The sequence below is a fragment of the Adlercreutzia sp. CNCM I-6215 genome, from assembly GCF_977072315.1.
On the sequence record NZ_CDRVMA010000016.1, the window covers coordinates 18,773 to 41,774 of the forward strand.

The following is a 23,002-nucleotide window of genomic DNA, read 5'->3' on the forward strand; positions in this document are numbered from 1 at the left end:
TGTATCGTGGATCTCTCTTGCGTCGACGAGCGGTGTGATTGGCCGTCGCAATGCGTCATCATGGAGGAACTGCGCGATAGAGGCCATCGCTTGCGCGCGGTTATTCGAGAAATCACCTCTCTGAGGTGATACCGCTACCAGGGGTTTTCTGAACCTGAGGGAGGCGAGTTGCTATACTTCTCTTTTGAGGAGGGACTCCTGTGGAGTGCGGGTGCGATGACATGAGAGGCTCGGGGAGGGAATCGATGGGAAAGGCAATAACCAAGGACAGCGTATTTGACTCGATGCGTCGTGTTGAAGCGGCGCTCAAGTTGCGCTACATGGGCATTGGGTTTGTCTGGGCGTGGCTGTATTGCACCTATGCAACGTCAGCGGTGTTTCCCTATCGAAGCGGTCAGTCCATCAACTCCGATGAATCATGGCTCCTCTCGGCGGTAGCTGTCGTGCTCGGATTTTTCGTCGGCGGCTTGTTGCTGAGTCGAAGACCGCTCGGGGCCCGCTGCTTGCGAAGATTTTCCATAGCGGCAGCGCTGCTTTTGGCAGCGGGAACCATTGTTTCGGCTCTGGGTGCATTTGCGTTGGGGCTTGCGTGGCTGGGAGGGGCCATGACAGGCGTGGGCTATGCGTTGCTCAGCCTGCTGTGGGCCCGTGCGCTCATGGTGCTGGATGTGGAGGAGCTGGAAGCGGTAGTGCCTCTCTCGTCGCTAGTTATCGTGCCGTGCGTTGTGGTATACCCTCTGCTGGAGGGGGTTGTGGGCGTAGTGGCGACGGCGTCGCTGCCGTTGATGTCCGGCGTCTTGCTTCTCCTTTGCTTGCGTGAGGGGGCTAAACGGTGCGGCGTCGAAGAGGCGGCGTCAGGCGTTGGGGGGATGTCGCCCTACCTCAAGGAAGCTGAAGCGTCGGGCGCCGCTTCAGCTTCGTCGGGTGCCGGCGCGTCTCTATCCCGACGCTTCGGAATTGCAGAATCGTGGGGCTTCTATCTTGGACGCGTCGCGGTTGTTCTCGTGGTGCTGTATCTCGCCATCGGGTGGCAGGCCGCTTTGGCCGATGTCCGCGACAGTATGCATGCGCTCATCGATCTTGATGTCTCCATGCTCATTTCCAGCCTTGCCAGCGTAGCTTTGGGCATTGCCATCGTATTCTTTTCGAGAAGGGTGAGTTTCACGGGGTTGTTCCGCTGGGCGGTTCCGTGCGTGATCATAACGCTTGTACTGCATGGGTCTTCCGGTCTGTGGGCCGGATTTGTCTCCAACGCCATCGGGGATACTCTTGATTCGCTCATTCAGGTGCTGGTGTATTTGTTTGCGATCACTCTTGCCAAGCAAGGAAAGGCGCCTGTGGCCTTGGGCGTGGGGCTTCTCAATGGCTCCGTGCAGCTGGGTGTGCTTTTTGGCAACCTTGCGGGGAGCGCATGCGCTGGTCCCGCCGCGGCGTCTTCTGAGGTTGCCTTTCTGTCGGCGCTCATCTGCCTCGTGGCCCTCGTTGGCATTGTGGCGCCCCAGCGCGAACCGATTGAAGTGCGGCCGATGGCTGAGGCGGGTTCGGATGCGCTTGAGCACTCACTCATGGTGGGGTGCGAACTGCTGCAGAAGAAATTCGGCCTGTCTGATCGCGAGACGGAAATTGCCTTTCTCCTAGCCCGTGGTTACAGTCGTCCCTATATCCGCGAGAAGCTGTTCATCTCCAAGAACACGGTGGCAACGCATATCAGGCACATCTATGGAAAACTCGGCATTCACTCGAAAGAGGAACTTATCGATTTAGCTACCGAGGCGGCAAGGAAATAGAAGGCTCGGAGCTGCCTCTTCTCTCGATGCCTTTACGGAGATGTCTTTGTGGGCGTTTTCTGGGCGCGATGGGCAGGGCGGTGCTTGGTCGTGTGTTGCTTCTAGCCGAACAGCAGATGCAAGAAATCGATGCGCTTCTGCAACCCTTCGTAGATGAAATCGGTGCGGTCGTACATTGAAGGGTTCTCGTCGAGAAAATCGCTGGCCCATTCGGGGAATCCCGCGAGTTTGTCCAGATCGAGCCAAGAGGTGTCGCCTATGAGACGCAGCTGCCGGTCGGCGTCTTCGTAGAAGGGACGCATATTCACCACGAAGGGCGTGTAAGCCAGCTCTCGCGTGGGCACGCGGCACCAGAGGCTCGAGCCGGTGTCGAACAACGGGGCAGCGCGGTACTCGAGGGTTTCCACATCGCGGATGAGACCGAAGTTGCGCCAGTGACGATCGGTGTTGGCCATGATGTCGTCGCAGAGGATCATCTTTCCGAGGGCTGTTTCGATGTCCTCCACGCCCAGCGCGACGCAGCATTCCACGTAATGACGGTAGCTGTCGCGGTGGGGGACCTGAGGGAGAACCTCGTTCACGTAGTAGGCGGGGATGAACTCCTCGGTGGGGCCGACGAAGTTCGGGCACGAGCTGACCGGCGCGCCGCCCCATTCGATCAGCGTGTAGGGAACGTAGTCTCCGTCAGACAGCAGGCGCGAGAAAAGCTCCGTGGCGATAACCTCGTTGTAGGGTTCCTGATCGAGCAGCGTACCTCCCTTGAGCAAGCATCGCTCGCCATTGCGGCACACCCAGCGTTTGGAAAGAACGCCGTCGGAGGTGTTGTCGGGGGAGTCGAGGCCCACGTCGGCCATCCATTCTTCGACCGGCGCTTCGGAGAAATCGTTCTCGAAGTAGTTGACGTCGCTCCAGCGAATCTCGCTTCCATAGGGCTTGATCCAGTACTGGTCGGAAAGGGAGAGCCCCATACTTTTGAAGGGGAGATCATAGGTGTCGGCAACGCCGAGCTCGACCAGCTTCGCTTCGATGCCGTGGCGCGCCTTCGGAATGGCACGATGACACCACCAGTAGGAAAGTGCGGTTTTCGAGGCTTTTGTTCCCCGCGGGGACATGATGGAAAGGGGAGCGCGTTTGGCGTCGATGATCTCATCGGCATCGAGAAATTCTCCCGTCGAGGCGTCGAAACGGAAAGCGAGCACCTCATGGTCGCGGTTCATGAGCAGGTAACGGGAGATGTTTGGCTGGCTCAGGCGCGCGCTTGGTCGGCCGCGACCGGGGTTGTGCTCGCGGCGTGCCTCGACGCTCTTTTCGTCTATGAGCCAAATGCCCGCAACTTGTTCGGCGGCTAACACGCCGCTTCTGATGAGCTGGCGAACACGGGCGGGGCTCACGCCGAGCTTTGCGCTGGCTTCGGCAACGGTAATGCTGAACATGGGCTCCTCCAAAAAATCTTTCGATTGCGAAATATTATCACGGAATTAGTAATTCTAGAAAAATCTTTCGAAATCGAAAGATTTTTCTAGAAGGAAGACGCCATCCCGCAAGCAATCAAGAGAATGGCCAGGAAACCAAAGTTCAGCACGCTGAACAGGGCGAGGAAGCGACCAGTGGATAGCTCGGGCAACGCGGTCGCTCGGGGGAAGATTTTGCGCACGCTGGTGAAGTGCTGCAGCGTGATGAGGCTCGCAAGTGAGCCAACAAGGGTGCCGGCGCCTCCGATGTTCACGCCGACGAGCAGGGGCTGCCATGCGCCCGTGAAATGGGAGAGCAGCACAGCGGCGGGCACGTTGCTGATGATCTGGCTTAAGCCGGCGCTCACGAGCAGGCCGTGATCGGCCATGAGGGGCGAGAGCCATGCGGACACCTCTGGCACGCGCGCCAGGTTGCCCGCGAACACGAAGAAGCAGGCGAAGGTGGCGAGTAGGCCCCAGTCCACGGCAGCCAAGGCGCGCCGGTCGAGGGCGGCGAGCGCGGCGGCTACGACGGCGACGGCGGCGGCGACGGGCACGATGCGGAATACGGCCAGCAGGGTGAGGGCGACAAGCGTTCCGTAGATTGCCAGGCGCCGTCGGCTGAGCGGCATCGGCACGGCGAGACTGCGCGTATCGTCTCGGCCACAGCTGCCGTTCGACTGACCGCACAGCCACCAGGTGCAGGCGACGATGCCGGCGGTCGACAGCGCGAAGGGCAGTGCCATAGCGGTCAGGAAATCGCCGAGGCCGAGCCCGTAATAGGAATAGAGGTAGAGGTTTTGCGGGTTGCCGAAGGGAACGATCATGCCGCAGAGGTTCGCAGCCAGGCTCTGCAGCACGAACACGGGAGCCACGAGACGGGGGAGGTTCGCGCCCATAAGGGTGGCCGCCGAAAGCGGCAGCATCATGATGAGGGCCATGTCGTTGGTTGCCACGCACGAGAGCACGGCCGTTGTGAGCACGAGGGCCAGCGCGAGGGGCCCAGGTCTGCGAAACCGTGCGATGACGGCGCGGGCCGCCCGGTCGAAAGCGCCCATGAGCCGCAGCGCGCTCGCCACGGCCAGCACGCAGAACAGGCATCCAAGTGTCTTCCAATCGAAATACCCCAGATAAGCCTCGTCGGGCGGCACCGCCGGTGCGGAAGCCGCAGCCGCCACCGCCGCCACGACGAGCACAGCGTGCTCGCGTAGAAAGGCAGCAGGAGTGGTGGCGGAGATACGCAAGGGACGCTCTTTCTCGAAACAGGACAGTGCCCGTAGTGTACCCCAATGTCGCACAAACAAAGAGCGCCGTTACCGGGATGAGCAGTAGCCCCGAGCCACCCGGGAAGGGCTTTGCTCTCGAGGGAGGCCTTTTTTGCACGAGATCTCGAGTTATAAGCGTCTGAACTCTGCGTTGCGTTCGGTCTTCGGAAGAAGTTTTTGGAAAACACCTGGTCAAAGCTTCGCGCGCATCGAGACTATTCCGGGTCACTGAAGGATCTGTCTCCTAAGGCTCATAACCGGTGATTTGCTGCAATTTCGAGGTGGTTCGTCGACCGAGAACGTGAGTGAGTGCTCTTATGCCTATCTTTTATGGGCCATGACGAACATGCAGTTGCTTTTGACGAGAGTGCCCGCGACAATAGGGAAAACGATGCGGAAAGCGGCGGCCCGGCCGCCGCTTCGAAGCAGGCGTCTCGGAAGAGGCCATCGACGAGTTCGTTACCCCCTACGCCGAGTGGCCGCGCAGTTTAACCTTCACAAAACTGGTCAAGTTGCCTTGCCAATTATTGAAAAACTGGCAGAGTTACTTGGCCAGTTACGGGGACGTTAGATTCTGCGCGTCCCCGCTGTCTGCCTCTTCGCGACCTGCTATGCGATCTCGATAAGGTCGCCGGGGGCGATGGTGCCGCCGGCGAGCACCTTGCAGAAGACACCCTCCCGGGGCATGATGCAGTCGCCCATCTGGTGGTAGATGGCGCAGTGGGCGTGGCACTGCTTGCCGATTTGGGTCAGTTCCAGCACCACGTCGTTGCAGACGAAGCGCGTGCCGATGGGGAGGCTTTTCAGGTCGAAGCCCTCGACGATGATGTTCTCGCCGAACGCCCCATGGCCCACTTCGGCGCCGCGGTTCTTGAATGCCTCGATCTGCTCGTAGGGCAGAAGGCTCACCTGGCGGTGCCACGGCGCAGCGTGGGCGTCGCCCTCGATGCCCCAGTTGGGCCTAAGCTCGATGACGGCTTGCTCGGTTTTCTGGATTCCCTTGATATCGCTCGTGCATACGGCTTTGATCACGCCCATGATGCACCTTTCTCGCTGGCGATGGGTCGTGCGCCACTCTCGACCCACCCGGTGCATAGGACTTGGCCCCCGACCCGCTGCACGACGCTGAAGGGGGAATGCCGGCGCGCCCAAATTCTAGCGAACCCCTAGACTATTTGCAAGCGGGGATAGTAGAAGCGAATGCTCCTTTACCAGTTTTAGAGCCTTTAGAATTTTTAGCAGTCTTAGCCAAGGCACCCGACGCGGCTCTTCTGGCGTCTAGCCTGTCGGCATGAGCGCGCGAGCGAGCACCTTTCCGACCAGCACGCCGGCGACGCACAAAACGACGCTGACCAGGGCGTAGGCGCCAGCGATGGCGTATTGACCGCCCTCGATGAGCTCGAGGGTCTCCAGCGAGAAGGTGGAGAACGTCGTGAACCCGCCGCATAGGCCCACCTTCAAAAACAGCACCGCCTCGCGGGAAAGGGCGCCGGCGGCCAGCTCGGAGGTCTCCACGATGGCCCCTATGGCCACCGACCCCAGGAAGTTGATGAGCAGCGTCATGAGCGGCAGCTCGCCTCCCAGCGGGATGAGTCCCAGGCCGTAGCGCCCCATGGCGCCCAGCGCGCCGCCCGCTCCCACGCACAACAGGCCCATCATCGCTCGCTCTCCTTTCCCGAGTCCATCGCGCGCCCAGTATACGCTATCGGGGGAGAACGCGCTGCGCCATTGGGGGAGCGCGCCCCTCTAGCGGCGGGTGTGGCGCACGCCGTCGGGGAGGCCCGCTTCGGGCATGCGCAGGGTGCCGGCCTTCTCGCGGCGGCGCATGTTCCACAGCATGGTCGCGGCTACGACCAGAAGCGGCAGGCCGCCCACGATGCCCGTGCACAAGGGCCCCACGAAGGGGTTGCCGCCCGAAAGCGAGAACAGCGTCACGCCGTTAGTCGTGCCGTTCGCGGCCCCGTGCCCGATGGCCGCGGCAAACGTGGAGCCGGTGCGGATGGTCACGTAGCTGAGGAAGATGGCGAGCACGGTGCACCAGGCGCACATTTGGAATCCCTCGCGCGTCACGAGGCGCGTGAGCACCACGCCCAGGGCGGGGAAGAGCATGGTGAGCGCCACGGAGACCATGTAGGCGAGGTCGGGCGAGAGGAACTCGCTCGCGTAGGGGGCGGTGCCTTGGGCGATGGGGTACACCACGAGAAAGTCGTAGGCGTAGGTGATGCCGAAGGTGATGGCGAGAAAGACAAGGGCGCGTTTCATAGCGGAGTCCTTTCGTCGGGAACGAGCGGGCAGGGCTTCGGGTGGCCGCGGCGGCTTTCGCGGGGCGACGAGAAGCCGATCGCCCGTATTTTGTTCTATGACAACTAGAACAGTTTATGTTATACTCCGAGTAGAACAAGAAGTCAATGGCCCGTAGCGCGCCGCTACGGGCCGCTCGGAAAGGACGCCCCCATGCTCATCGCCGTCGACGCCGCGGCCGCCGAGCCGCTCTACCTGCAGATACGCAACCAGATTGTGGCCGGCATCGCCACCGGCCAGCTGGAGCCGGGCCAGTCGCTGCCCTCAGTGCGCTCCCTAGCGAGTGACTTGGGCATCAACCTGCACACGGTGAACAAGGCCTACGCGGTGCTGCGCGACGAGGGCTACGTGCGCATGCGCGGTCGCGCCGGGGCGGTGATCGCCGATCCGGCTGCCGCCGATCGCGCCGACGCCGACGCATCGGCCCAAGTGAAGATGGAGGACGACCTCTTCAAGCTGGCCTTGGCCTTCCGAGCCCGGGGCGGCGCGCGCGGCCAGTTTCTGGAAGCGGCCGCTGCCCAGGCCGCACGCGCCTACGGGGTGATGGAAGATGCCGAGCCCGCCCCGCGCCCGACGCGGAAGAAGAAGGCTGCCGATGGGTCGTCGGTGGCGGCCGCGGGTGCAGGCACGTCGTCGGTGGCAGGTGCGGCTGCAGCCGCGGGCGAGGCGGTGGTGCCCCAATGAGCGTGACGTCTCCCGTAATTCCTCTTCTCGGGCTTTTGACCCTCGTCGTTCCCCTCATGGGCGTGCTCATGGCGCTCACGCCCTACCTCATGCCGAAGCGCGAGTGCTTTGCCGTCACGGTGCCCGACGATGCGGCGCGCGATCCTTATCTGCGCCGCCTGAAACGCGCCTATCTTGCGATCATGCTGGCGCTTGCGGCGGCGGCAACGATTGCGTGCGCGGCAGCCCTTGCGCTCGATCCCGAGCATGCCTTCGTCGCGACGCTGGTCGTGGCCGCCCTCGTCCTGTGCGTGGGCGGCTACGCCCTCATGCTGTATTTCCGCGCGAAGGTGCAGCGCTACAAAAAGGCTCAGGGCTGGGTGGCCGAGGGGCGCCGCAGCGCGGGATTTATCGGCGACGAGCCCTTCCCGAAGCCTCTCTCCCTTGCTTGGGATCTGCTGTACGTGCCCGTAATCCTCATTACGCTGGCCATGGGCATCGTGGGCTATCCCGCCATGCCCGGCAAGGTGCCCCTGCACATGGATTTGGCGGGGAAGGTGACCGAGTGGGCCGACAAGTCGCCGGGCATCGTTGCGTTTCCCGTGCTGTTCGTGGCGCTCATCGCCGTGTGCCTCACCGTGGCCCATTGGGTGATTCTGCGATCGAAAAAGGGCAGCGATCCCGCCATGCCGGCGGCGAGCGCCTGGGCCTACGGCATGTTCGCCCGCGCTCAGAGCGTGATGCTCGTCGGCATGGGCCTGTTCGTGAGCTTGCTGGGGCCCGTTATCCAGCTGACGTTTCTCGGCGTGCTTTCCATGGCCCAGGCTCTCGTGCCCATCGGGGTCGTGGTGGCGGTCATACTGGTGGCGAGCACCGCGGTGAGTCTCGTGTACGGCCAGAACGGCAGCCGCCTGCTCGCCCGGGTGAGCGCCGACGGGCGCGGCGGCGCCATGCCGCGCGACAACGACCGATATTGGAAGGGCGGCATCTTCTACGTGAACCCCGACGACCCGGCGCTGTTTCTGCCTGAGCGCTTCGGTATCGGCTGGACGATCAATTTGGGGCGACCCGCAGCGTGGGCTTTTGTGGTAGGCTTCGCTCTGGTGATCGCGGGATTCATCGCGGCGTCGTTTCTGCTCACCTAAGGGGTCGGGCGCAAGCGGCCGTTCGCGTCCCGCCGGGGCCATCGCGCGAGGAGCAAAGGGAGGCTGCCATGAAAGATTGCGCCCAGCCGCTGCAGCACATCGAGCACGGTATTCCGCCGGTGTTTGACGAGCGCTCGGAGGTGCTCGTGCTGGGCACGATGCCCTCGCCGAAATCGCGCGAGGCGGCGTTTTTCTACGGGCATCCGCAGAACCGGTTCTGGCGCGTGCTCGCTGCGCTGTTCGACGAGCCGGTGCCCGAGGACAACGCCGAGCGCGCCGATCTGCTGCTGCGCCATCACATCGCGCTGTGGGACGTGCTGGAAAGCTGCGACATCCGGGGCGCCTCGGACGCCTCCATCGCCAACCCCCACCCCAACGATCTGTCGCGCGTTTTGGAAAAGGCGCCGGTGCGCCGGGTGTTCTGCACGGGTGCGGCGGCGGGGCGCTACTACGCGAAGCTATGCGAGGCTGCCAGTGGCTTGGCCGCCGAGGTGCTGCCCTCGCCGAGCCCGGCCAACGCGGCCTGGTCTCTGCCGCGGCTTGTGGAAGCCTATCGTCCCGTAGCCGATGCGACGACCCCCTTTAAGCCTCCCGTGCTTGAGGTGTCCCAGGTGGTGGCGCTCGAGCGGGCCATCGCGGAGGCGGGCACGCCGCTCGACGCGCTCATGCGCCGCGCCGGCCGCTTCCTTGCTTTCGAGGCGTGTAAGGCGCTGGAAGGGATGGAAGGCGCGAAGGAAATAGTCATCTTTTGCGGAAACGGCAACAACGGCGGTGACGGCTGGGTGGCCGGGGAGTACCTGGACCGCTGGGGCATCCCCGTCTGTCTCGTGACAGCGGTGGAGCCTGCGGCGCTTACGGCTGAGCCGGCGCGTGCGGCCGCCCTGCGGGCGACGGTGTCCCTGAGCGCGCACAGCCAGGTGGTTCTCGCGCCGACGGACGCGGAGGTGTCGGCCCTGCTTAACGGCGCCTCGCTCGCCATCGATGCCCTTTTGGGCACTGGGTTCGCCCACGAGACGGTGAAGGCGCCCTTCGACGGCTGGATCCGCGCTCTCAACGCTGCCCGCGACCGAGGCACGTTCGTGGTGGCCGCCGACGTGCCGAGCGGACTTTCGGCCCAGACGGGCCGCGCGGTGAAAGACACCGTGCGCGCCGACCTCACCGTCACGATGATCGTGCCGAAGCCGGGTCTTGCCGCCAAAGACGGTGCCGCACACTGCGGACGCTTCGTGGTCGCCCCGATTGCCTACATCGAGCCGCTCGTCTAGAACTTGCCAGGATTAGCCATCGCAGAATACGCGGGGATCGGGCCGAACTGCTGCCCCGCATCGCATTTCGACTGACGCGGATGCGTGTGGCCCCTATAAGGTTTCCGCAAGTTGAAATTTTGCTGTCGAGACCATGTGCCTTATGGAAGTGGGCGGGCGAGGGTGCTATGGTGCCCAGGAAAAACTAGTGACCGCGCGGCACCCTCCCCAAAAGGGGCGAACGCGCCGCGGCGGCATTCAATCAAAGGAAAACTCGCCATGTTCAAAGTTCGCTCGAAGTACCTGCTGCTCATCGCGGCGGCCGTGTGGCTCATTGCCGGAAGCCAAGTCGCCCGCATGGGCATCGAGGCCATCGCGGCCGGCAACGGCAACCTGTGGCTTCTGCTCATCGGCATTCCCGCCGCGTTCGTCGTCTTCCACATGATGTTCTCCAAGCTGGTGGGCAAGCATGCCGCCCGCATCCGCAGCTACGGCGAGGAGAAGATGCACGTGCTGAAGTTCTTCGACGTGCGCGGCTACCTCATTATGGCCGTCATGATGGGCGGCGGCATCGCCCTGCGCTCCTTCCACCTGGTGCCGGGTTGGTTCATCGCCTTCTTCTACACCGGTCTCGGCATCGCGCTCGCGCTTGCCGGCGTGGGCTTTCTCGTGCACTACTTTCATCGCGACGGGTATATCACCTGCCCCGTGACCGGGAAGGTGCGAGAGGGATAGGGGCTTCGGCCTCAAGGTGATTCCTCGCGTGCCCGTTTCGCGCGTCGGCGCCTAGGTGTGCGATTGCGATCGCCGTTCCTGAAGTTTGCGGCTTGCCGCTTCGACGATTTTGGCGGCGGCGAATCCCGCGAGCAGCCCGACGACGGTCCCCGCCAGCACATCCGTGGGGTAGTGCACGTAGCAGTACAGCCGCGTGAGCGCCATGAGCAGCGCGCCGATGCCGACGACGATGACGAGGGGCTTGGGCCCCTTCGAGAACAGCAGCGCCCCGAACGCGGCAAAGGCGGCGGTGGCGTGCCCCGAGGGGAACGACGAGCCGTGGGGTCGGTCGACGATCATGGGCACGAGCGGGTTCACGTCGCACGGTCGCGGGCGTATGATCAGGGGCTTTAGAATGCCGCTCGTGACAATGGCGCCGATGAGAACGGCGACGAGGACGGCCGCGCCCAGCTTGCGCGTCTTTGGAATGATGGCGAGCACGATGCCGAGCAGGATCCAAATCTGGCCGACGTCGCTCGTGCTCGTATAGGCGGCAACAAGGGCGTCGAGCCAGGGTGTGTGGATGAGCTGGATGGCATCCAGGATGGCAAGTTCGTTCACGGCAGGGGAGGCGAGTGTCTTAAAGAGAGGGATTCGGGAAAGGCTCGCCCCGCGCTCCTTTCAGGCACAAGGCTACAGGAAGCGGCGCCGGCGGGCAACCCGTCGCGCTCTCAAAAACGCAATGCCGATCGTCCCGAAGCGCTTCACCGGCTGCGATATCCATGGTTTTCCAGGTAATCCGCGCGCTTGCTTGCCCATGCGCGAACGCGGCGATGCGCATTCGGCAATCCGCATAGCCGATTCCCTTTCTGCATTGCCCAAAGGGCGCTGCGCCCGTTACTATGGAACTGAACAGTATTTGGAAGGCGCCGGGCGGCAGGGCTCGGCGCCGGCGAAGGAGGCATCATGGATCAGACGCGCGTCATCGAAGTGAAGAAGAACATCCTGGCGGCCAACGACGAGGCGGCTGACGCCTTCCGCGCCGAGCGCGCCCAGGAGGGCACGTTCTTCGTGGACGTCATGGCGAGCCCAGGGGCCGGCAAGACGACGCTTTTGCTCGCGCTCATCCGCGAGCTGCGTGCCCGGGGCGTCGAGGCCCTCGGCGTCATCGAGGCCGACCTGGAATCCGACGTGGACGCCCTCAAGATCAAGGAGGCCGGCGTCGCCTCCGTGGAGCTGAACACCCGCGGGGTGTGCCATGTGGAGATGGGCATGGTCACCATGGCCTTCGAGGCCTTCGACGGCGACCGCTTCGACTACCTGTTCCTTGAGAACATCGGCAACCTCGTGTGCCCAGCCGACTTCGATACCGGCGCCCACACCCGCGTCATGCTGCTGAGTGTCCCCGAGGGCTGGGACAAGGTCATGAAGTACCCGCCCATGTTCGCCGCTGTGGACGCGCTCATCGTCACGAAGTGCGATTACCTGCCCTTGAACGAGGATTTCGACATGGATCGCCTGAAAGAGCAGGCGCGCCTTTTGAACCCCGCGCTCGACATCTTCGTCACGAGCGCCCGCACCGGCGAGGGCATGGCCGAGCTCGCCGACTGGATGCAAGCCCAGCGCGCCGAGAAGGTGCAGGGTTAGGCGCCCGCGGTCTCTTCAACAGGCACGTAGAGAACCTCGATGTCGCTGCCCTCGCCGTCTAGGTTGAGGAACGTCGGCATGATGAGGATGTCCCCGCAGATGGTCAGGCCATGGGCGTCGAGGTGCTCGAACAGTCCGTCGAACGTCTCCTTCTGAATAGACTCCTCGCGGGTGACCATGCGGCGGAATCGCAGGCACCGGCCGAGGCGCAGGCGCTTGACGTGCTCGCGGGCATAGGGGGAGAGGAAATGCTCCTCGCCCACGGATACGGTGTTGATGTAATCAGGATCTACCGAAGGGCTGCTGTCCAGCAGATTTTCTCGCGTGATGATGCGCGCGCAGCTCGTGATGCTGAGCAGATCGTAGTACTCGGCGAGCACCTTCTCGTTCTCCATGGAAACGGTGAAGTCGCGGCCGTGGGAGGCGTTCACGTACAGCTGATCGGGGATGTGCACGAGCTTGAAATCCACCTTGCCGTCGGTCTCCAGCACGTCCAGCACGCTTTCGATGCGCCGCTGGCGATAATCGAGCAGGATGCGCTCGTGTTCCAGCTTCTGGCGCTGCTCCTGCAGCGATTCACGGAACTCGGCGGTGTCCTGCTTGGCGTCCAGCATCTCGATGGCCTCGCTGATGCTGAAACCGTACTGCAAAAGCACGCGGAAGGCGTTCGAGCGAAAGGCGTCCTCGGGGGTGAACACGCGGTAGCCGTTCTCCATGCGGTCGGACAGCACGAGCCCGTGCTTCTCGTAGAAGCGGATCTTCGATTGGGTCATGCCGGTCATGGCGGCGAATTGCTTCATCCGGTACATGGTCTACCTCCCCAAAGATGCTGGTGGATGAATTTCTATGATAGCTCGTTTCCTCGGGAGCGCGCGGCGCAGGAAAAACCGAGGGCATGGAAAACCCCGGCCGACTAGAAGCCTGACCGGGGTTTTCCGGAGGGGCTCAAAGGATTGAGCGCTTACAGGAACAGAGAGTCCTCGTGGTAGTCGGAGCCTTCCGCCGAGTACGTGTGGCAGTTGGCGCACCAGTTCCGCGTGACTTCCTGGCCCTTCTCATGGCAATTGTCGCAGGAGTTGTAGCCTCCATGGATGGAAGAGTGGGGATTCCACTGCCCGTACTTCTCGGTGTTGGCCGCGTTGGCCTCAAAGGAGCCGCCGTGGCAGGCCAGACACGCCTCGTCGGACACGTAGGGGCCGGTGGGATCGGTCGGGTCGGCCGCGGTCTGCTCGGTGGCAGCACCCGTATCGGCCATGTCGGTCCCGCCTGCATTGGTGGTCGGCGCGCAGCCTGCTTGGGCCAAGGCTGCCACGAGGGCGACGGTGGAAAGCGCGATCAGCGCCTTTGCGTTCAGATTCTTCTTAGCCATTAGTTGCCTCCGTTCACCATATGATCGGCGGCCACGTATCCGAAGGTGGCGGCGCGTCCCACGGACGTGCCGGGAATGTGGCGCGGATAATTGCCCGAGTAGAAGCTGCCCGAGGCGTTGCCCGTGGCGTAAAGACCCTCGATGGGGGCGCCCGTCGTGTCGAGCACCTGGGCGCTTCCGTTGATGGCCAGGCCGCCCACCGTGGCCAAGATGACGTTCGTCGTGAGCAGCGCATAGTAGGTGCCACCGGTGAAGGCCTGGTTGTTGCCCGTGTAGCGGTAGTACTCCGGATCGCGCTCGACGGCATCGGCGAACAGCTGGTTGTACTCGTTGATGGTAGTCTCCAGGGCGCCGCCGTCGATGCCGGCCTTCTGCGCCACCTCGGCGATGGAGGAACCGCGGAACAGGTGCCCCTTGGCCTCATCGCGATCGAGCTGTCCGGCGGCCGCCTCGCCGCCCTTGTCCAGCGAGCTTTGGATCATGGCCTGATCGAAGATGCAGAAGCAGGTGTGCCCGCGGCGGATCTGCAAGTTCATGGCGTTGCCCGCATACTGGCGCGGATTGTTCTCGTTGGTGAAGCGTTTGCCCTCTTCGGTGACCATGATGCCCCAGTTCATCGCGCCGGGGAAGTACACACGCTTCTCCACGAAGGTGGAGGGCGTGGCGTTGCTGAAGTTCATAACCGGCTGGGGCAGCGAGTCCATCTCGGCGCCTACGGCCAGGCCCATCATGTGGCCGTCGCCGGTGGTTCCCCAGGAAGGATTCCACCAGGAGGAGTACTCGTAGTCCTCGGGGCGCACCCAGGCCTGCATCATCTCGGGGTTGGCATCGTAGCCGCCGGTGGCCAGAAGGGCGCCTTTGCTCGCGTTGATGCGGATGTAGCCGTCGGCGGTTTTCGCAATGGCACCCGTCACGCGGTTGGCCTCTTTCACCAGCTGCACGGCGGGGCATTCGTAGCGCACCTCGGCGTTGTCGTACATCGACAGCGCCTTCAGCAGATCCTCGCACACGTGCAGGCCGAAGAGCCACGTCTTCGAGATGCCCTCCGGCATCTTGAAGTTGACGTAGGAGTCGATCACGGGGAAGCCGTTGTAGTTCGGCGCCTGGTCGAACTTGTAGATCTGCCAGCCGGTGCCCGTCTTGTCGAACATGGCCTGCCAGAAATCGGCCACCTCGCCGGAGTGCTTCACGTAGGACGTGACGACCTCCGGATCGGCGCGCCAGTCGCTCGCCCGCAGGATCTCGTCGATGAGCTGGGCGTCATCGATGACGATGCCCTGCTCCTTCTGGAAGGTGGCCTGGGTGGCACCGAAGCTCTCCCAGGCGGAGCGGCCCTCGGTCATCTTCTCGATCATGAGGACCTTCGCACCCTCCTCGGCGGCTTTGAGACTCGCCATGATGCCGCCGATGCCGGCGCCGATGACGAGCACCTCGGTGTCGGCGGTGGATACGATTTCGTCATCGCCGATGGTGCGGTCTTCGAAGGCCACCGGTCCGTGGGGGCCGGGGCATTCGGCGTGGCGCATCGGCAAAAGCGATGCGTCCTCTCCCAAGGCCTGGGAGTACGGGTTGGCCGTTGCGGCTGCCTCGCCAGATGCTGTGCCTTCCTCGGCGAAGGCCACGCCGGCCCCGCCGAGCGCCAGGGCCCCGACCATGCCGGTGGCTCCCGCGCCTTTGAGGAAGTCGCGCCGCGATAGCTTGCTTAGGGTCATAGATTCCCTCCTTCTCGCGATTGGTATTTTGCGCATCTTCTCCTAATACCATGCACAAAATCGACACAACCCGAGGTTAAACCCTCAACCTAGTTGAGGGTCAAGAGGATTTTTCCAAAAAGATAGTTTTGCCTGCTCAAGATATGAAGCGGAATTGGTGTCATGGGGATACGGGAATGAGTAAGTTGGATAACGCTTTTGGAATGGCGTTGAATTCGATACTCATCTGTGGTAAAAACCTCTATAAATAAGTTACTTATTTATAGAGGTGATTCTATGCCCGCTGCCGTGCCCCTTATTCGCCCTATTAGCGATCTGCGAACCGATCTCAACGACGTCTGTGCCCAGGCTCAAGAAACGCAGCAGCCCATTTTCATGACGAAGAACGGGAAGGCGAGCCTTGTCGTGATCGATTGCGTTGCCTACGAGGAGCAGCGTCAGCATGAGCGCTACGTCCAGAAGCTCCGTGAGGCGGAGATAGAGGAGAAGTATCGCAAGGAGACGATCTCCCAGGCATCCCTCGATGAGACCATGGAGCGAATCTTCGAAGTTTGGGGCGTCTGATGCGGGAGCCGATTTACCGCCCCCGCGCGGCCTTCGATCTGGAATCGATCATCATCTACGTGGGCGAAGTGTGTCGAAATCCTGCCGCTGCGCGGCAAACCTACACGAGCATCAAGGCGGCCGTAAAAGAACTGTGCGCCATGCCCACGCTTGGCCGCCCCTTCATCGATGAGGCGCTGGGCCGCCGAGATATTCGCTCATGGCTTGTCGGCAACTATCGGGTGTTCTACACCTACGACGAGGAATTCCTCACGGTTCGCCGCGTCATCCACACGCGGCAGGACATCGACGACTTCGCCCTTATCGATTGGGAGGAAGACGAGGATTAGTTGGATCCGTAAAGGTGCAAAATGCGAAGAGGCCTCTCGATATCGAGCGGCCTCCTCGACAATAGCTGACACTGCGCAGTTACACCCCGAGCGGGGCGTCGTCATCGTAGGGGAGGCGGGCCACCAGCTCGCAGTACTCTTGGATCTGCTGGCGCGTCTCGTGATCGAACAGGGCGATGTGCTCGTGGGCCTCTTCGGCGAACTGCTTCACCGGCCAGCGACGGGCTTCCTTGTCGCGGCCCTCTTTCTTCTCGATGACGTCGGCCCATTCCTCGGCCGCGGCCATGGCGTGGCGCAACTTCTCGGGGATGTCCTTCGTCTCGCCGGTCTTTTCCATGGCCGGAATGATGACGCTCTGCTTCGCGATGATCTTCTCGAGCAACTCTTTATCTTCCATGATGACGCCTCCTTGATGCGTTGGGATGTGCGACAGGATGCCGTCGGTTCTTTCGGGAAGGCGAAGGAGTCGGCGGTTCCGAAGACCCATGGTAATCCGCGCCGGGCACGGTGGCACCTTTTGGCAGGAAACGGTCATCGAGCCAGGGGAGACCCGTTGCCAAATGGCGAATGTGCGCACCGGCGCCCGCCTCGGAACGAATGGGAACCTAGGCGTGGCGTTCCTTTTTGCAGTCGGGGCGCGGCGCGGCGCAGGTCTCGCAATGGTGCAGCGGGTGCTCGGCCAGTTCGGCTTCCCAGTCGAAGTCCGGGGGCGGCGCGGTGGGGTAATCGGTCGCATCGGCGGTGTCGGCCGCGCCCGAGTCGCCGGTCACGTGTGCATTTCCTGGCGCCCCTGCGCTTTCCGGACGGCCGTCCCACTGGAACTCTTCCATGAGCACGCGGCCCTCTTCGTCGAAGGCGATCCCCTCGGCGGCGAGCATGCCTCGCTGCTCGTCGGGGCCTCCGAACGCGAAACCGGTGGCCATGCGTCCGTCCTTGAATACGACCCGATGGCAGGGGATGCAGCCCGGATCGGTGCCGGGCTCTGGGTTGGCGTGCAGGGCATAACCGACGTAGCGCGCCGTGCGCGGGGCGCCGATGAGCCGTGCCACCTGTCCGTAGGTGGCCACCTTTCCGCGCGGTATGCGCCGCACGACGGCGAACACCCGGTTGGCGTAGTCTCCCATGAGGTCTCCTTCGGTGCGCTCTTCGCTGATTGGGGCCACCATAGCAGACGAGCGGGCGATGTAAAAGCCCTTCTTCTCAGTTGCCCAACGTATGGGAGATGAGTATTGCTGATGCTGCCGCTTACGTATAAGATGACCGCGCTGGCTGCAAGGGACGCGATGGGCGTCGAAGAATGCGATCAAAGGAGCGGGAATGAAGCTTAAGGCGAAGATCATCGGGGCGGCAGCATGCGCCTTCGCGCTGTGCGTGGCGCTGGCAGGATGTGCCGGTGCGCCGGCGGGCAACGATGCCGCGAACTTCCAGGGGGATTGGATTTTGACGAGTGGCACCGTCGATGGCCAGGAGGCCACCGAGGAGACGCTGGCCCAGGCCCAGGAGATGGGACTTTCCGTTTACCTGCAATTGAACGAGGGCGGTTCTGCCGTGCTCAGCGCGCTGGGCACCAACATGGACGGCTCCTGGACCGCCAAGGACGCCACCACGGTGGAACTCACCTTCGACGGCAGCTCGGCTGAGGCGACGCTCGAAGGCGAGGAGCTCGTGATGCAGCAGGACGGCGACGTCATGCGCTTCAAGCGCGGCGAGATTCCGCCTGCGGCCAGCGAGGTTCAGCGCGACGAGAACCAGGCAGCCGAGCCAGAGGCTTAGACGACCTGCTGAAACGTCTGTCAATAACGACCATCGTAAGGTCCTTCGCCAGTTGCGGAGGGCCTTTTTGTGCACGTGACCAAAGAAAGGGAGTTTTGCGAAACCATCTTTATACGGGTAAGATTTCCTATAAAATGACCTTTTGGCTCAGAAAGTGGTACACTGTAATCGTGCAACGTATGGGATTTTTTCAACAAGTCGGTCAAGGGGAGTTTTGCCGTGGATGAACTGTTGAGAGCCTGGGAGACGACATTCGGGCGCAGCACGCTGCCTTTCGGTGTCGCCGAAGTGCTGCTTGACGATCAGGGGCGTCCCTATGATTTCGCCTATCGCTATATCAACGCCGCGGCGGCCGCTCTGACCGGCCATGTGACGGAGGACCTGCTCGGCGAGGAGGCCTACGCCCTATGGGGCGGCGATCCCATCTGGCTCGACCACTTCTACGAGGCGGCGTACAAGGGCCGCGCTTCGGAGTTCGAGGCACCCTCCGAGATGCTCCAGCAGTTCTTCCGCGCCGAGGTGTTCCCCATTTCCGAGGGGCTGTGCGGGTTCACCATCCACGATGTGACGGACTGGATCCTGCCCGCCCAGCGTTCCATGGAGAAGGCCGCCGCCGGCCTGTTCTTCTACGACATGCGCTACCGCCAGATGCTTTTGACGGAGCAGGCCCGCGAGCAAAGCGGCGTGGACAGCAACTATATCAGCCTGACCGAGTTCGTCGGCCTCACCTTCGGCAGTACCTTGAGCGACGAGGTGCGCCAGAAGATGGAGGCCTTCCTCGAGCGACGCGAGGCCTTCTATCAGGAGGGGCGCCTTCCCAACGGCCGGTGGCTGCGCATGAGCCTCGATCACACTGACCGCTCCGAGCGATTCGCCTTCGGCTTTCTGGAGGATTTCACACGCACGAAGTTGGCGGAGGAGCGCAGCGAGCAGTACATCGATGTCATCGACAGCTTGGGAGCGGAGAACTTCGCGCTGTACTTGGTCGATTTGGAGACGCAGGAGCTTGAGGTATACCGGCGCGGCGAGGACACGACGGCGGAATTCGCCCTGGCCAGTGTCGCGGAGGGCGATTATCCCGCCGCCATGGAGCGCTACGTCGACACCTTCGTGGTAGTCGAGGACCGCGCCCGGGTGCGCGCGGAAATCGGCGGCGAGGCCTTGTGGCGTCGGCTGGAGGCGGGGGAGACTGATTTCTCCGTGGGCTATCGGCGGCTGTTCGGCGACGAGGAGCAGTACGTGGAGCTGCGCATCATCCGTCTGCCCCAGCGCGACTCGAAGGTCATCTTGGCCGCCCGCAACGTCACCGGCGAGATGCGCGAGCAGCTGCGCCAGAAGGTGGCGCTGCAGAACGCGCTCGATCTGGCCGAGCATGCGAGCCAGGCGAAATCGACCTTCCTCACCAACATGTCCCACGATTTCCGCACGCCCATGAATTCCATCTCGGGCTTCGCGTCCATCGCGCTGGACCACCTGAACGACACTGATCGCGTGCGCGACTGCCTGCGCAAGATCATGTTGTCCAGCGACCACTTGTTGAGCCTGGTGAACGACATTCTGGATGTGAGCCGCATCGAGAGCGGCAAGATGTCCTTCAACGAGGACATCGTCAGCCTGCCGGATGCCGTGATCGAGGTGCAGGACATGTTCGACGAGAAGGCGGAGGCCGTCGGCATCGATCTGACCATCGACGTGGACAGCCTGGCCCATCCGCAGGTGGTCACTGATCCCTTGCGCCTGAACCAGATCCTCGTGAACACCGTGGGCAATGCGGTGAAGTTCACGCCCGCTGGGGGACTCGTCACCGTGACGCTCACCGAGCTTCCCGACGCGCCCCGCGGTTTCGGCTCCTACCGGATGACGGTAAGCGACACCGGCTGCGGCATGACGCCGGAATTCCTCGATCGAATCTTTTTGCCCTTCGAGCGCGATGGCCTCGGCTATGCCAACAAGACCGAGGGCACGGGCCTGGGCATGACCATCACCAAGAGTCTCGTCGACCTTATGGGCGGCGAGATAGCGGTGGAAAGCGTCGTGGGCCGCGGCTCGACGTTCGCGATCACGCTACCTTTGCGCGTGGCCGACGCCGACGAGCTGGCCGAGGCCCGCGAGAAGGCCGAGGCGGCCGAGCGGTGCCAGCGCGACTTTACCGGGTGCAAGGTGCTCGTGGTGGACGACGACGATCTGTCCCGCGAGATTCTGGTGGAGATCCTTAAAGATTACGGCTTTAAGCCCGAAGAGGCCCGCGACGGCGATGCGGCCGTGCGCAAGGTGGCCTCGGTGGAGCCGTTCTACTACGACGCCGTGCTCATGGACATGCGCATGCCCCGCATGGACGGCGACGAGGCCACCCGCGAGATTCGCGCCCTGGATCGACCGGACGCGGCCACGCTGCCCATCATCGCCGAGACGGCCGACGCCTTCGAGGAGGGCCAGCGCCGCGCCCGCGACGCCGGCATGACAGCGCTGACCACCAAGCCGCTGAACATCCACGAGCTGATGGCGCTTCTGGCCGAGCACATCCCGGAGAAATAGCAAAAACGGCCCGGAGAATTCCCCGGGCCGTTTTTGCGTGCGATCTTTTTGCGAGCTCGCCGGGGGCTTAGGCCACCGGCGGGGTGCCCTCCCAGTTGCCGGCGATGGCGTCGATCATGACGCGGGCGCCGAAGGGCAGCTCGCCGCATCCCACGACTTTGCGGGCCGGTTTGTGGTCGCCGAAGAAGGCGACGTAGGCCTCATTCATGGCGGCGAGGTCGGCGATGTCGGCCAGATACACGTTCACCTTCACGATGTCTTCCACCGCGTGATCCACCGACTCGATGATGGCCTTCACGTAGGCCAGGCACTGGGCGGTCTGCTCGGCCACGCCGCCGGCGATGAGCTTGCCGTCAAGGTCGAGGGGCAGCTGACCGGAGATGTTGTTGTAGTGCGAGAAGGCCACAGACTGGGTGGCGTACGGGCACTTCGGGGCGGCGTCGGTGTTGCACGCCTCGATGATGAGGCCGTGACGGTCCTCGATGGCCTGGGGCGGCGTGCCGTCGCCATGGGAGACCACGGCCTCGACGGCTACGTCGCAGTGGTAAGGCAGATCCTTCACCGGCACCACGGTACGGGCCGGCAGGTAGTTCACAGCGCGGGCGATGCCGGAATCGGGGAAGAAGGTCTTGTACACCTCGTCAACCACGCTTGCGTCGGCCAGGTTCTTCACGAAGATGGTCACCTTCACGATGTCGTCGAAGGGCACGTCCACGGAAGTGAGGATGGCCTTCACGTTGCGCAAGCACTGCGCGGTCTGGGCGGCCACGTCGCCCAGGATGGGGCGGCCCGTGCCGGGATCGAGCGGCAGCTGCATGGTGATGTTGTTGTAGTGGGAGAACGCCACGGTCTGGGTGGAGCCGGCGTCGTAGGGGGCAGCGTGGGTGTTGTTGGTGAGCTTCACCAAGTCGCCGGCCTGCGGCACCGACTGGGTGCCCTCGCCGTTATCGACGAGCGCCTCGATGAACACGAGCGCGCCCTGGGGCAGGGCGTCGACGGCCACCACGGTGCGGGCGGGCTGATAGGTGGGGAAGAAGGAGGCCTGCACCTTCTCCACCGCGTTCAGATCCATGATGTCGGCCAGGAAGATGGACACACGGATGATGTCGTTCATGTCGTGGCCGATGCTCTCCACGACGGCCTGGATGTTCTTGAAGCACTGCTCGGCCTGCTCGGCGGCCCCTCCCGCCACGATGGCGCCCGTCGCCGGGTCGATGGGCAGCTGGGCGGAGAGGTTGTTGTAGTGGGAGAACGCCACCGTCTGGGAATACAGGTCGCTCACGGGCGCCTGGTCGGTGTTGCGGGCCACTACCACGTTCGGATCGCTCATTGGTACCCCTTTCAAAGGTAAGAATCAGCAGCGATGCACAAATTGTGCAAGTGCATTAAACATGACGAAAAGAGTCGTTGTCAACAGAAAAGGCTTATTGCTACGGTGTCGATGGGAAATTGCGATGATCTTGACAAATAGAACTTTTTCGAAAGCTCTGGTCATGTATGTAAAATTTGAGCATGTGAACAAAAATATGCCAGTTGTGGGTTTTTGGCGATGGAGGTGCGACGAAGCATTGAAGGACGGTGTTTGGGATAAGAGGCTCCCTGGGGCCGAATCCTTGAATTGAAAAGGGAGGATGTTTAGAATTACCTTTCATTTCAATGGCAATTCAAATGAAAGAAATCCTTAATGCTTCGACTGCACATACTGGCCAGCGGCAGCGGTGGGAACGCTGCTATTGTGGAGAACGCGGCGACGGGCGAGGGGGTGCTTATCGACTGCGGCATTTGTAAGCGCGATTTCTTCGCCCGGGCTGAGGAGGCTGGGTTCGATTTGGGCCGGCTGCGCGCGGTGGTGGTCACCCACGATCACGGCGATCATACCAAGGGACTTGGCGTGGTTCTACGGGGGCTGGCGAAGGCGGGGGCGCGTCCTGCGGTGCATGCCAGCGAGGCGGTGTTCGCGGCCTCGGCGCCGCTGCGCGATGCTGTGGCTAGCGTGGGCGCCGCGTTCGAGCCCTTCGGCGGGGGCGATGTGCTGGAGGCGGCCGGCCTGGCCGTGCGTCCCTTCCGCACGTCCCACGATGCGGCCGACTCCTACGGGTTCCGGTTCGACGAGTTGACGGGTGCATCGGAAGGTTGCGATTCCCTCGGCTACATGACCGATACCGGCATCGTGACCGATAAGGCCTGGGAGGCGCTTTCCGGCGTGCGCCTTCTGGCGCTGGAGAGCAACCATGACGCCCGCATGCTGGAGGTGGGCCCCTACCCTTACGTCATCAAGCAGCGCATCGCGTCGGCGCGCGGACACCTCTCCAACGATCAGGCCCGCGAGGCTCTGGACAACCTGGCCCACGAGAACCTGCGCGCGGTGGCGGCCATGCACGTCTCCCAGGAGAACAACACCTACCGGCTCCCGCGCGAGACCTTCGAGGCCGTCATCGCCGAGCACGGCCTTTCCACGACCGTCTCCGTCGCCTTCCAAAACCGCCTCGTGACCATCGGGTAG

Annotated in this window: 23 protein-coding genes; 11 read left to right on the forward strand and 12 right to left on the reverse strand. The window is 62.9% G+C overall.

Annotation, left to right across the window (positions count from 1 at the left end):
• Positions 1–245 precede the first annotated feature (245 nt).
• Positions 246–1,787, forward strand: coding sequence for a helix-turn-helix transcriptional regulator (locus ACW4LP_RS11220; protein WP_302222530.1), 1,542 nt, complete (start codon positions 246–248; stop codon positions 1,785–1,787).
• Positions 1,788–1,888: 101 nt separating this feature from the next.
• Here the strand turns inward: ACW4LP_RS11220 and ACW4LP_RS11225 are convergent, their stop codons facing one another.
• The 5 genes from ACW4LP_RS11225 to ACW4LP_RS11245 form a co-directional block, all read right to left on the reverse strand.
• Complete coding sequence (locus ACW4LP_RS11225; RefSeq protein ID WP_114539353.1) at positions 1,889–3,220, reverse strand: helix-turn-helix domain-containing protein; 1,332 nt, start codon at positions 3,218–3,220, stop codon at positions 1,889–1,891.
• Positions 3,221–3,306: 86 nt separating this feature from the next.
• A complete protein-coding gene (locus tag ACW4LP_RS11230; RefSeq protein WP_417000227.1) occupies positions 3,307–4,482 on the reverse strand; it encodes an SLC13 family permease in 1,176 nt (391 codons plus the stop codon).
• 630 nt (positions 4,483–5,112) lie between these two features.
• On the reverse strand, positions 5,113–5,541 hold the full coding sequence (locus tag ACW4LP_RS11235) for an MOSC domain-containing protein (protein WP_114539533.1): 429 nt from the start codon (positions 5,539–5,541) through the stop codon (positions 5,113–5,115).
• A gap of 240 nt (positions 5,542–5,781) precedes the next feature.
• Positions 5,782–6,162, reverse strand: a complete 381-nt coding sequence (gene crcB, locus ACW4LP_RS11240) for a fluoride efflux transporter CrcB (protein ID WP_418389592.1) — start codon at positions 6,160–6,162, stop codon at positions 5,782–5,784.
• A gap of 87 nt (positions 6,163–6,249) precedes the next feature.
• Positions 6,250–6,765 carry a hypothetical protein gene (locus ACW4LP_RS11245; RefSeq protein ID WP_452039401.1) on the reverse strand — a complete coding sequence of 172 codons (516 nt, stop codon included), beginning with the start codon at positions 6,763–6,765 and terminating at the stop codon, positions 6,250–6,252.
• Between the two features lie 192 nt (positions 6,766–6,957).
• On the opposite strand from ACW4LP_RS11245, the gene ACW4LP_RS11250 reads away from it, so the two are divergent.
• The 4 genes from ACW4LP_RS11250 to ACW4LP_RS11265 all read left to right on the forward strand — a co-directional run bounded on the left by ACW4LP_RS11250 (position 6,958) and on the right by ACW4LP_RS11265 (position 10,591).
• Entirely contained in the window at positions 6,958–7,488 is a 531-nt protein-coding gene (locus tag ACW4LP_RS11250; protein WP_177720319.1) for a GntR family transcriptional regulator, read from the forward strand.
• Positions 7,485–8,612 carry a DUF5808 domain-containing protein gene (locus ACW4LP_RS11255; RefSeq protein WP_177720321.1) on the forward strand — a complete coding sequence of 376 codons (1,128 nt, stop codon included), beginning with the start codon at positions 7,485–7,487 and terminating at the stop codon, positions 8,610–8,612. Before ACW4LP_RS11250 ends, ACW4LP_RS11255 begins: the two co-directional genes overlap by 4 nt.
• A 68-nt stretch (positions 8,613–8,680) precedes the next feature.
• Complete coding sequence (locus tag ACW4LP_RS11260) at positions 8,681–9,877, forward strand: DNA-deoxyinosine glycosylase (RefSeq protein ID WP_452039402.1); 1,197 nt, start codon at positions 8,681–8,683, stop codon at positions 9,875–9,877.
• A 258-nt stretch (positions 9,878–10,135) separates the two neighbouring features.
• Entirely contained in the window at positions 10,136–10,591 is a 456-nt protein-coding gene (locus tag ACW4LP_RS11265; RefSeq protein ID WP_161127605.1) for a hypothetical protein, read from the forward strand.
• Positions 10,592–10,642: 51 nt separating this feature from the next.
• On the opposite strand, the gene ACW4LP_RS11270 is transcribed toward ACW4LP_RS11265, so the two are convergent.
• Positions 10,643–11,191: a phosphatase PAP2 family protein gene (locus ACW4LP_RS11270; RefSeq protein WP_177720323.1), complete on the reverse strand. Its 549-nt coding sequence runs from the start codon at positions 11,189–11,191 to the stop codon at positions 10,643–10,645.
• Positions 11,192–11,536: 345 nt separating this feature from the next.
• Between ACW4LP_RS11270 and hypB the strand changes: the two genes are divergently transcribed.
• The gene (gene hypB, locus ACW4LP_RS11275) at positions 11,537–12,217 is read left to right on the forward strand and encodes a hydrogenase nickel incorporation protein HypB (protein WP_288219413.1); all 681 of its coding nucleotides are present in this window, start codon (positions 11,537–11,539) and stop codon (positions 12,215–12,217) included.
• Here the strand turns inward: hypB and ACW4LP_RS11280 are convergent.
• The 3 genes from ACW4LP_RS11280 to ACW4LP_RS11290 form a co-directional block, all read right to left on the reverse strand.
• Entirely contained in the window at positions 12,214–13,026 is an 813-nt protein-coding gene (locus ACW4LP_RS11280; protein WP_161127607.1) for a MerR family transcriptional regulator, read from the reverse strand. The two genes, hypB and ACW4LP_RS11280, sit on opposite strands and share 4 nt — an antisense overlap.
• 152 nt (positions 13,027–13,178) lie before the next feature.
• The gene (locus ACW4LP_RS11285) at positions 13,179–13,586 is read right to left on the reverse strand and encodes a cytochrome c3 family protein (protein WP_161127608.1); all 408 of its coding nucleotides are present in this window, start codon (positions 13,584–13,586) and stop codon (positions 13,179–13,181) included.
• On the reverse strand, positions 13,586–15,298 hold the full coding sequence (locus tag ACW4LP_RS11290; protein WP_452040645.1) for an FAD-binding protein: 1,713 nt from the start codon (positions 15,296–15,298) through the stop codon (positions 13,586–13,588). Before ACW4LP_RS11290 ends, ACW4LP_RS11285 begins: the two co-directional genes overlap by 1 nt.
• Positions 15,299–15,574: 276 nt before the next feature.
• Between ACW4LP_RS11290 and ACW4LP_RS11295 the strand changes: the two genes are divergently transcribed.
• Both ACW4LP_RS11295 and ACW4LP_RS11300 read left to right on the forward strand, forming a co-directional pair.
• Positions 15,575–15,862 (forward strand): type II toxin-antitoxin system prevent-host-death family antitoxin, encoded by a 288-nt coding sequence (locus ACW4LP_RS11295; protein ID WP_161127610.1) that lies wholly within the window; start codon positions 15,575–15,577, stop codon positions 15,860–15,862.
• Positions 15,862–16,191, forward strand: a complete 330-nt coding sequence (locus tag ACW4LP_RS11300) for a type II toxin-antitoxin system RelE/ParE family toxin (RefSeq protein WP_161127611.1) — start codon at positions 15,862–15,864, stop codon at positions 16,189–16,191. Before ACW4LP_RS11295 ends, ACW4LP_RS11300 begins: the two co-directional genes overlap by 1 nt.
• A gap of 79 nt (positions 16,192–16,270) precedes the next feature.
• Here ACW4LP_RS11300 and ACW4LP_RS11305 read toward each other — a convergent pair whose 3' ends face one another.
• On the reverse strand, positions 16,271–16,588 hold the full coding sequence (locus ACW4LP_RS11305; protein WP_114539541.1) for a hypothetical protein: 318 nt from the start codon (positions 16,586–16,588) through the stop codon (positions 16,271–16,273).
• A 208-nt stretch (positions 16,589–16,796) separates the two neighbouring features.
• The gene (locus ACW4LP_RS11310) at positions 16,797–17,315 is read right to left on the reverse strand and encodes an MGMT family protein (RefSeq protein ID WP_114539542.1); all 519 of its coding nucleotides are present in this window, start codon (positions 17,313–17,315) and stop codon (positions 16,797–16,799) included.
• Positions 17,316–17,508: 193 nt separating this feature from the next.
• Here ACW4LP_RS11310 and ACW4LP_RS11315 point away from each other — a divergent pair, with 193 nt between their 5' ends.
• Together ACW4LP_RS11315 and ACW4LP_RS11320 are read left to right on the forward strand one after the other, a co-directional pair.
• Positions 17,509–17,964: a hypothetical protein gene (locus ACW4LP_RS11315; protein WP_161127612.1), complete on the forward strand. Its 456-nt coding sequence runs from the start codon at positions 17,509–17,511 to the stop codon at positions 17,962–17,964.
• A 219-nt stretch (positions 17,965–18,183) separates the two neighbouring features.
• Entirely contained in the window at positions 18,184–20,499 is a 2,316-nt protein-coding gene (locus tag ACW4LP_RS11320) for an ATP-binding response regulator (protein ID WP_161127613.1), read from the forward strand.
• A gap of 67 nt (positions 20,500–20,566) precedes the next feature.
• Here ACW4LP_RS11320 and ACW4LP_RS11325 read toward each other — a convergent pair whose 3' ends face one another.
• Positions 20,567–21,829, reverse strand: a complete 1,263-nt coding sequence (locus ACW4LP_RS11325; RefSeq protein ID WP_161127614.1) for a RidA family protein — start codon at positions 21,827–21,829, stop codon at positions 20,567–20,569.
• A 354-nt stretch (positions 21,830–22,183) separates the two neighbouring features.
• Here ACW4LP_RS11325 and ACW4LP_RS11330 point away from each other — a divergent pair, with 354 nt between their 5' ends.
• Positions 22,184–23,002: an MBL fold metallo-hydrolase gene (locus ACW4LP_RS11330; protein WP_161127615.1), complete on the forward strand. Its 819-nt coding sequence runs from the start codon at positions 22,184–22,186 to the stop codon at positions 23,000–23,002.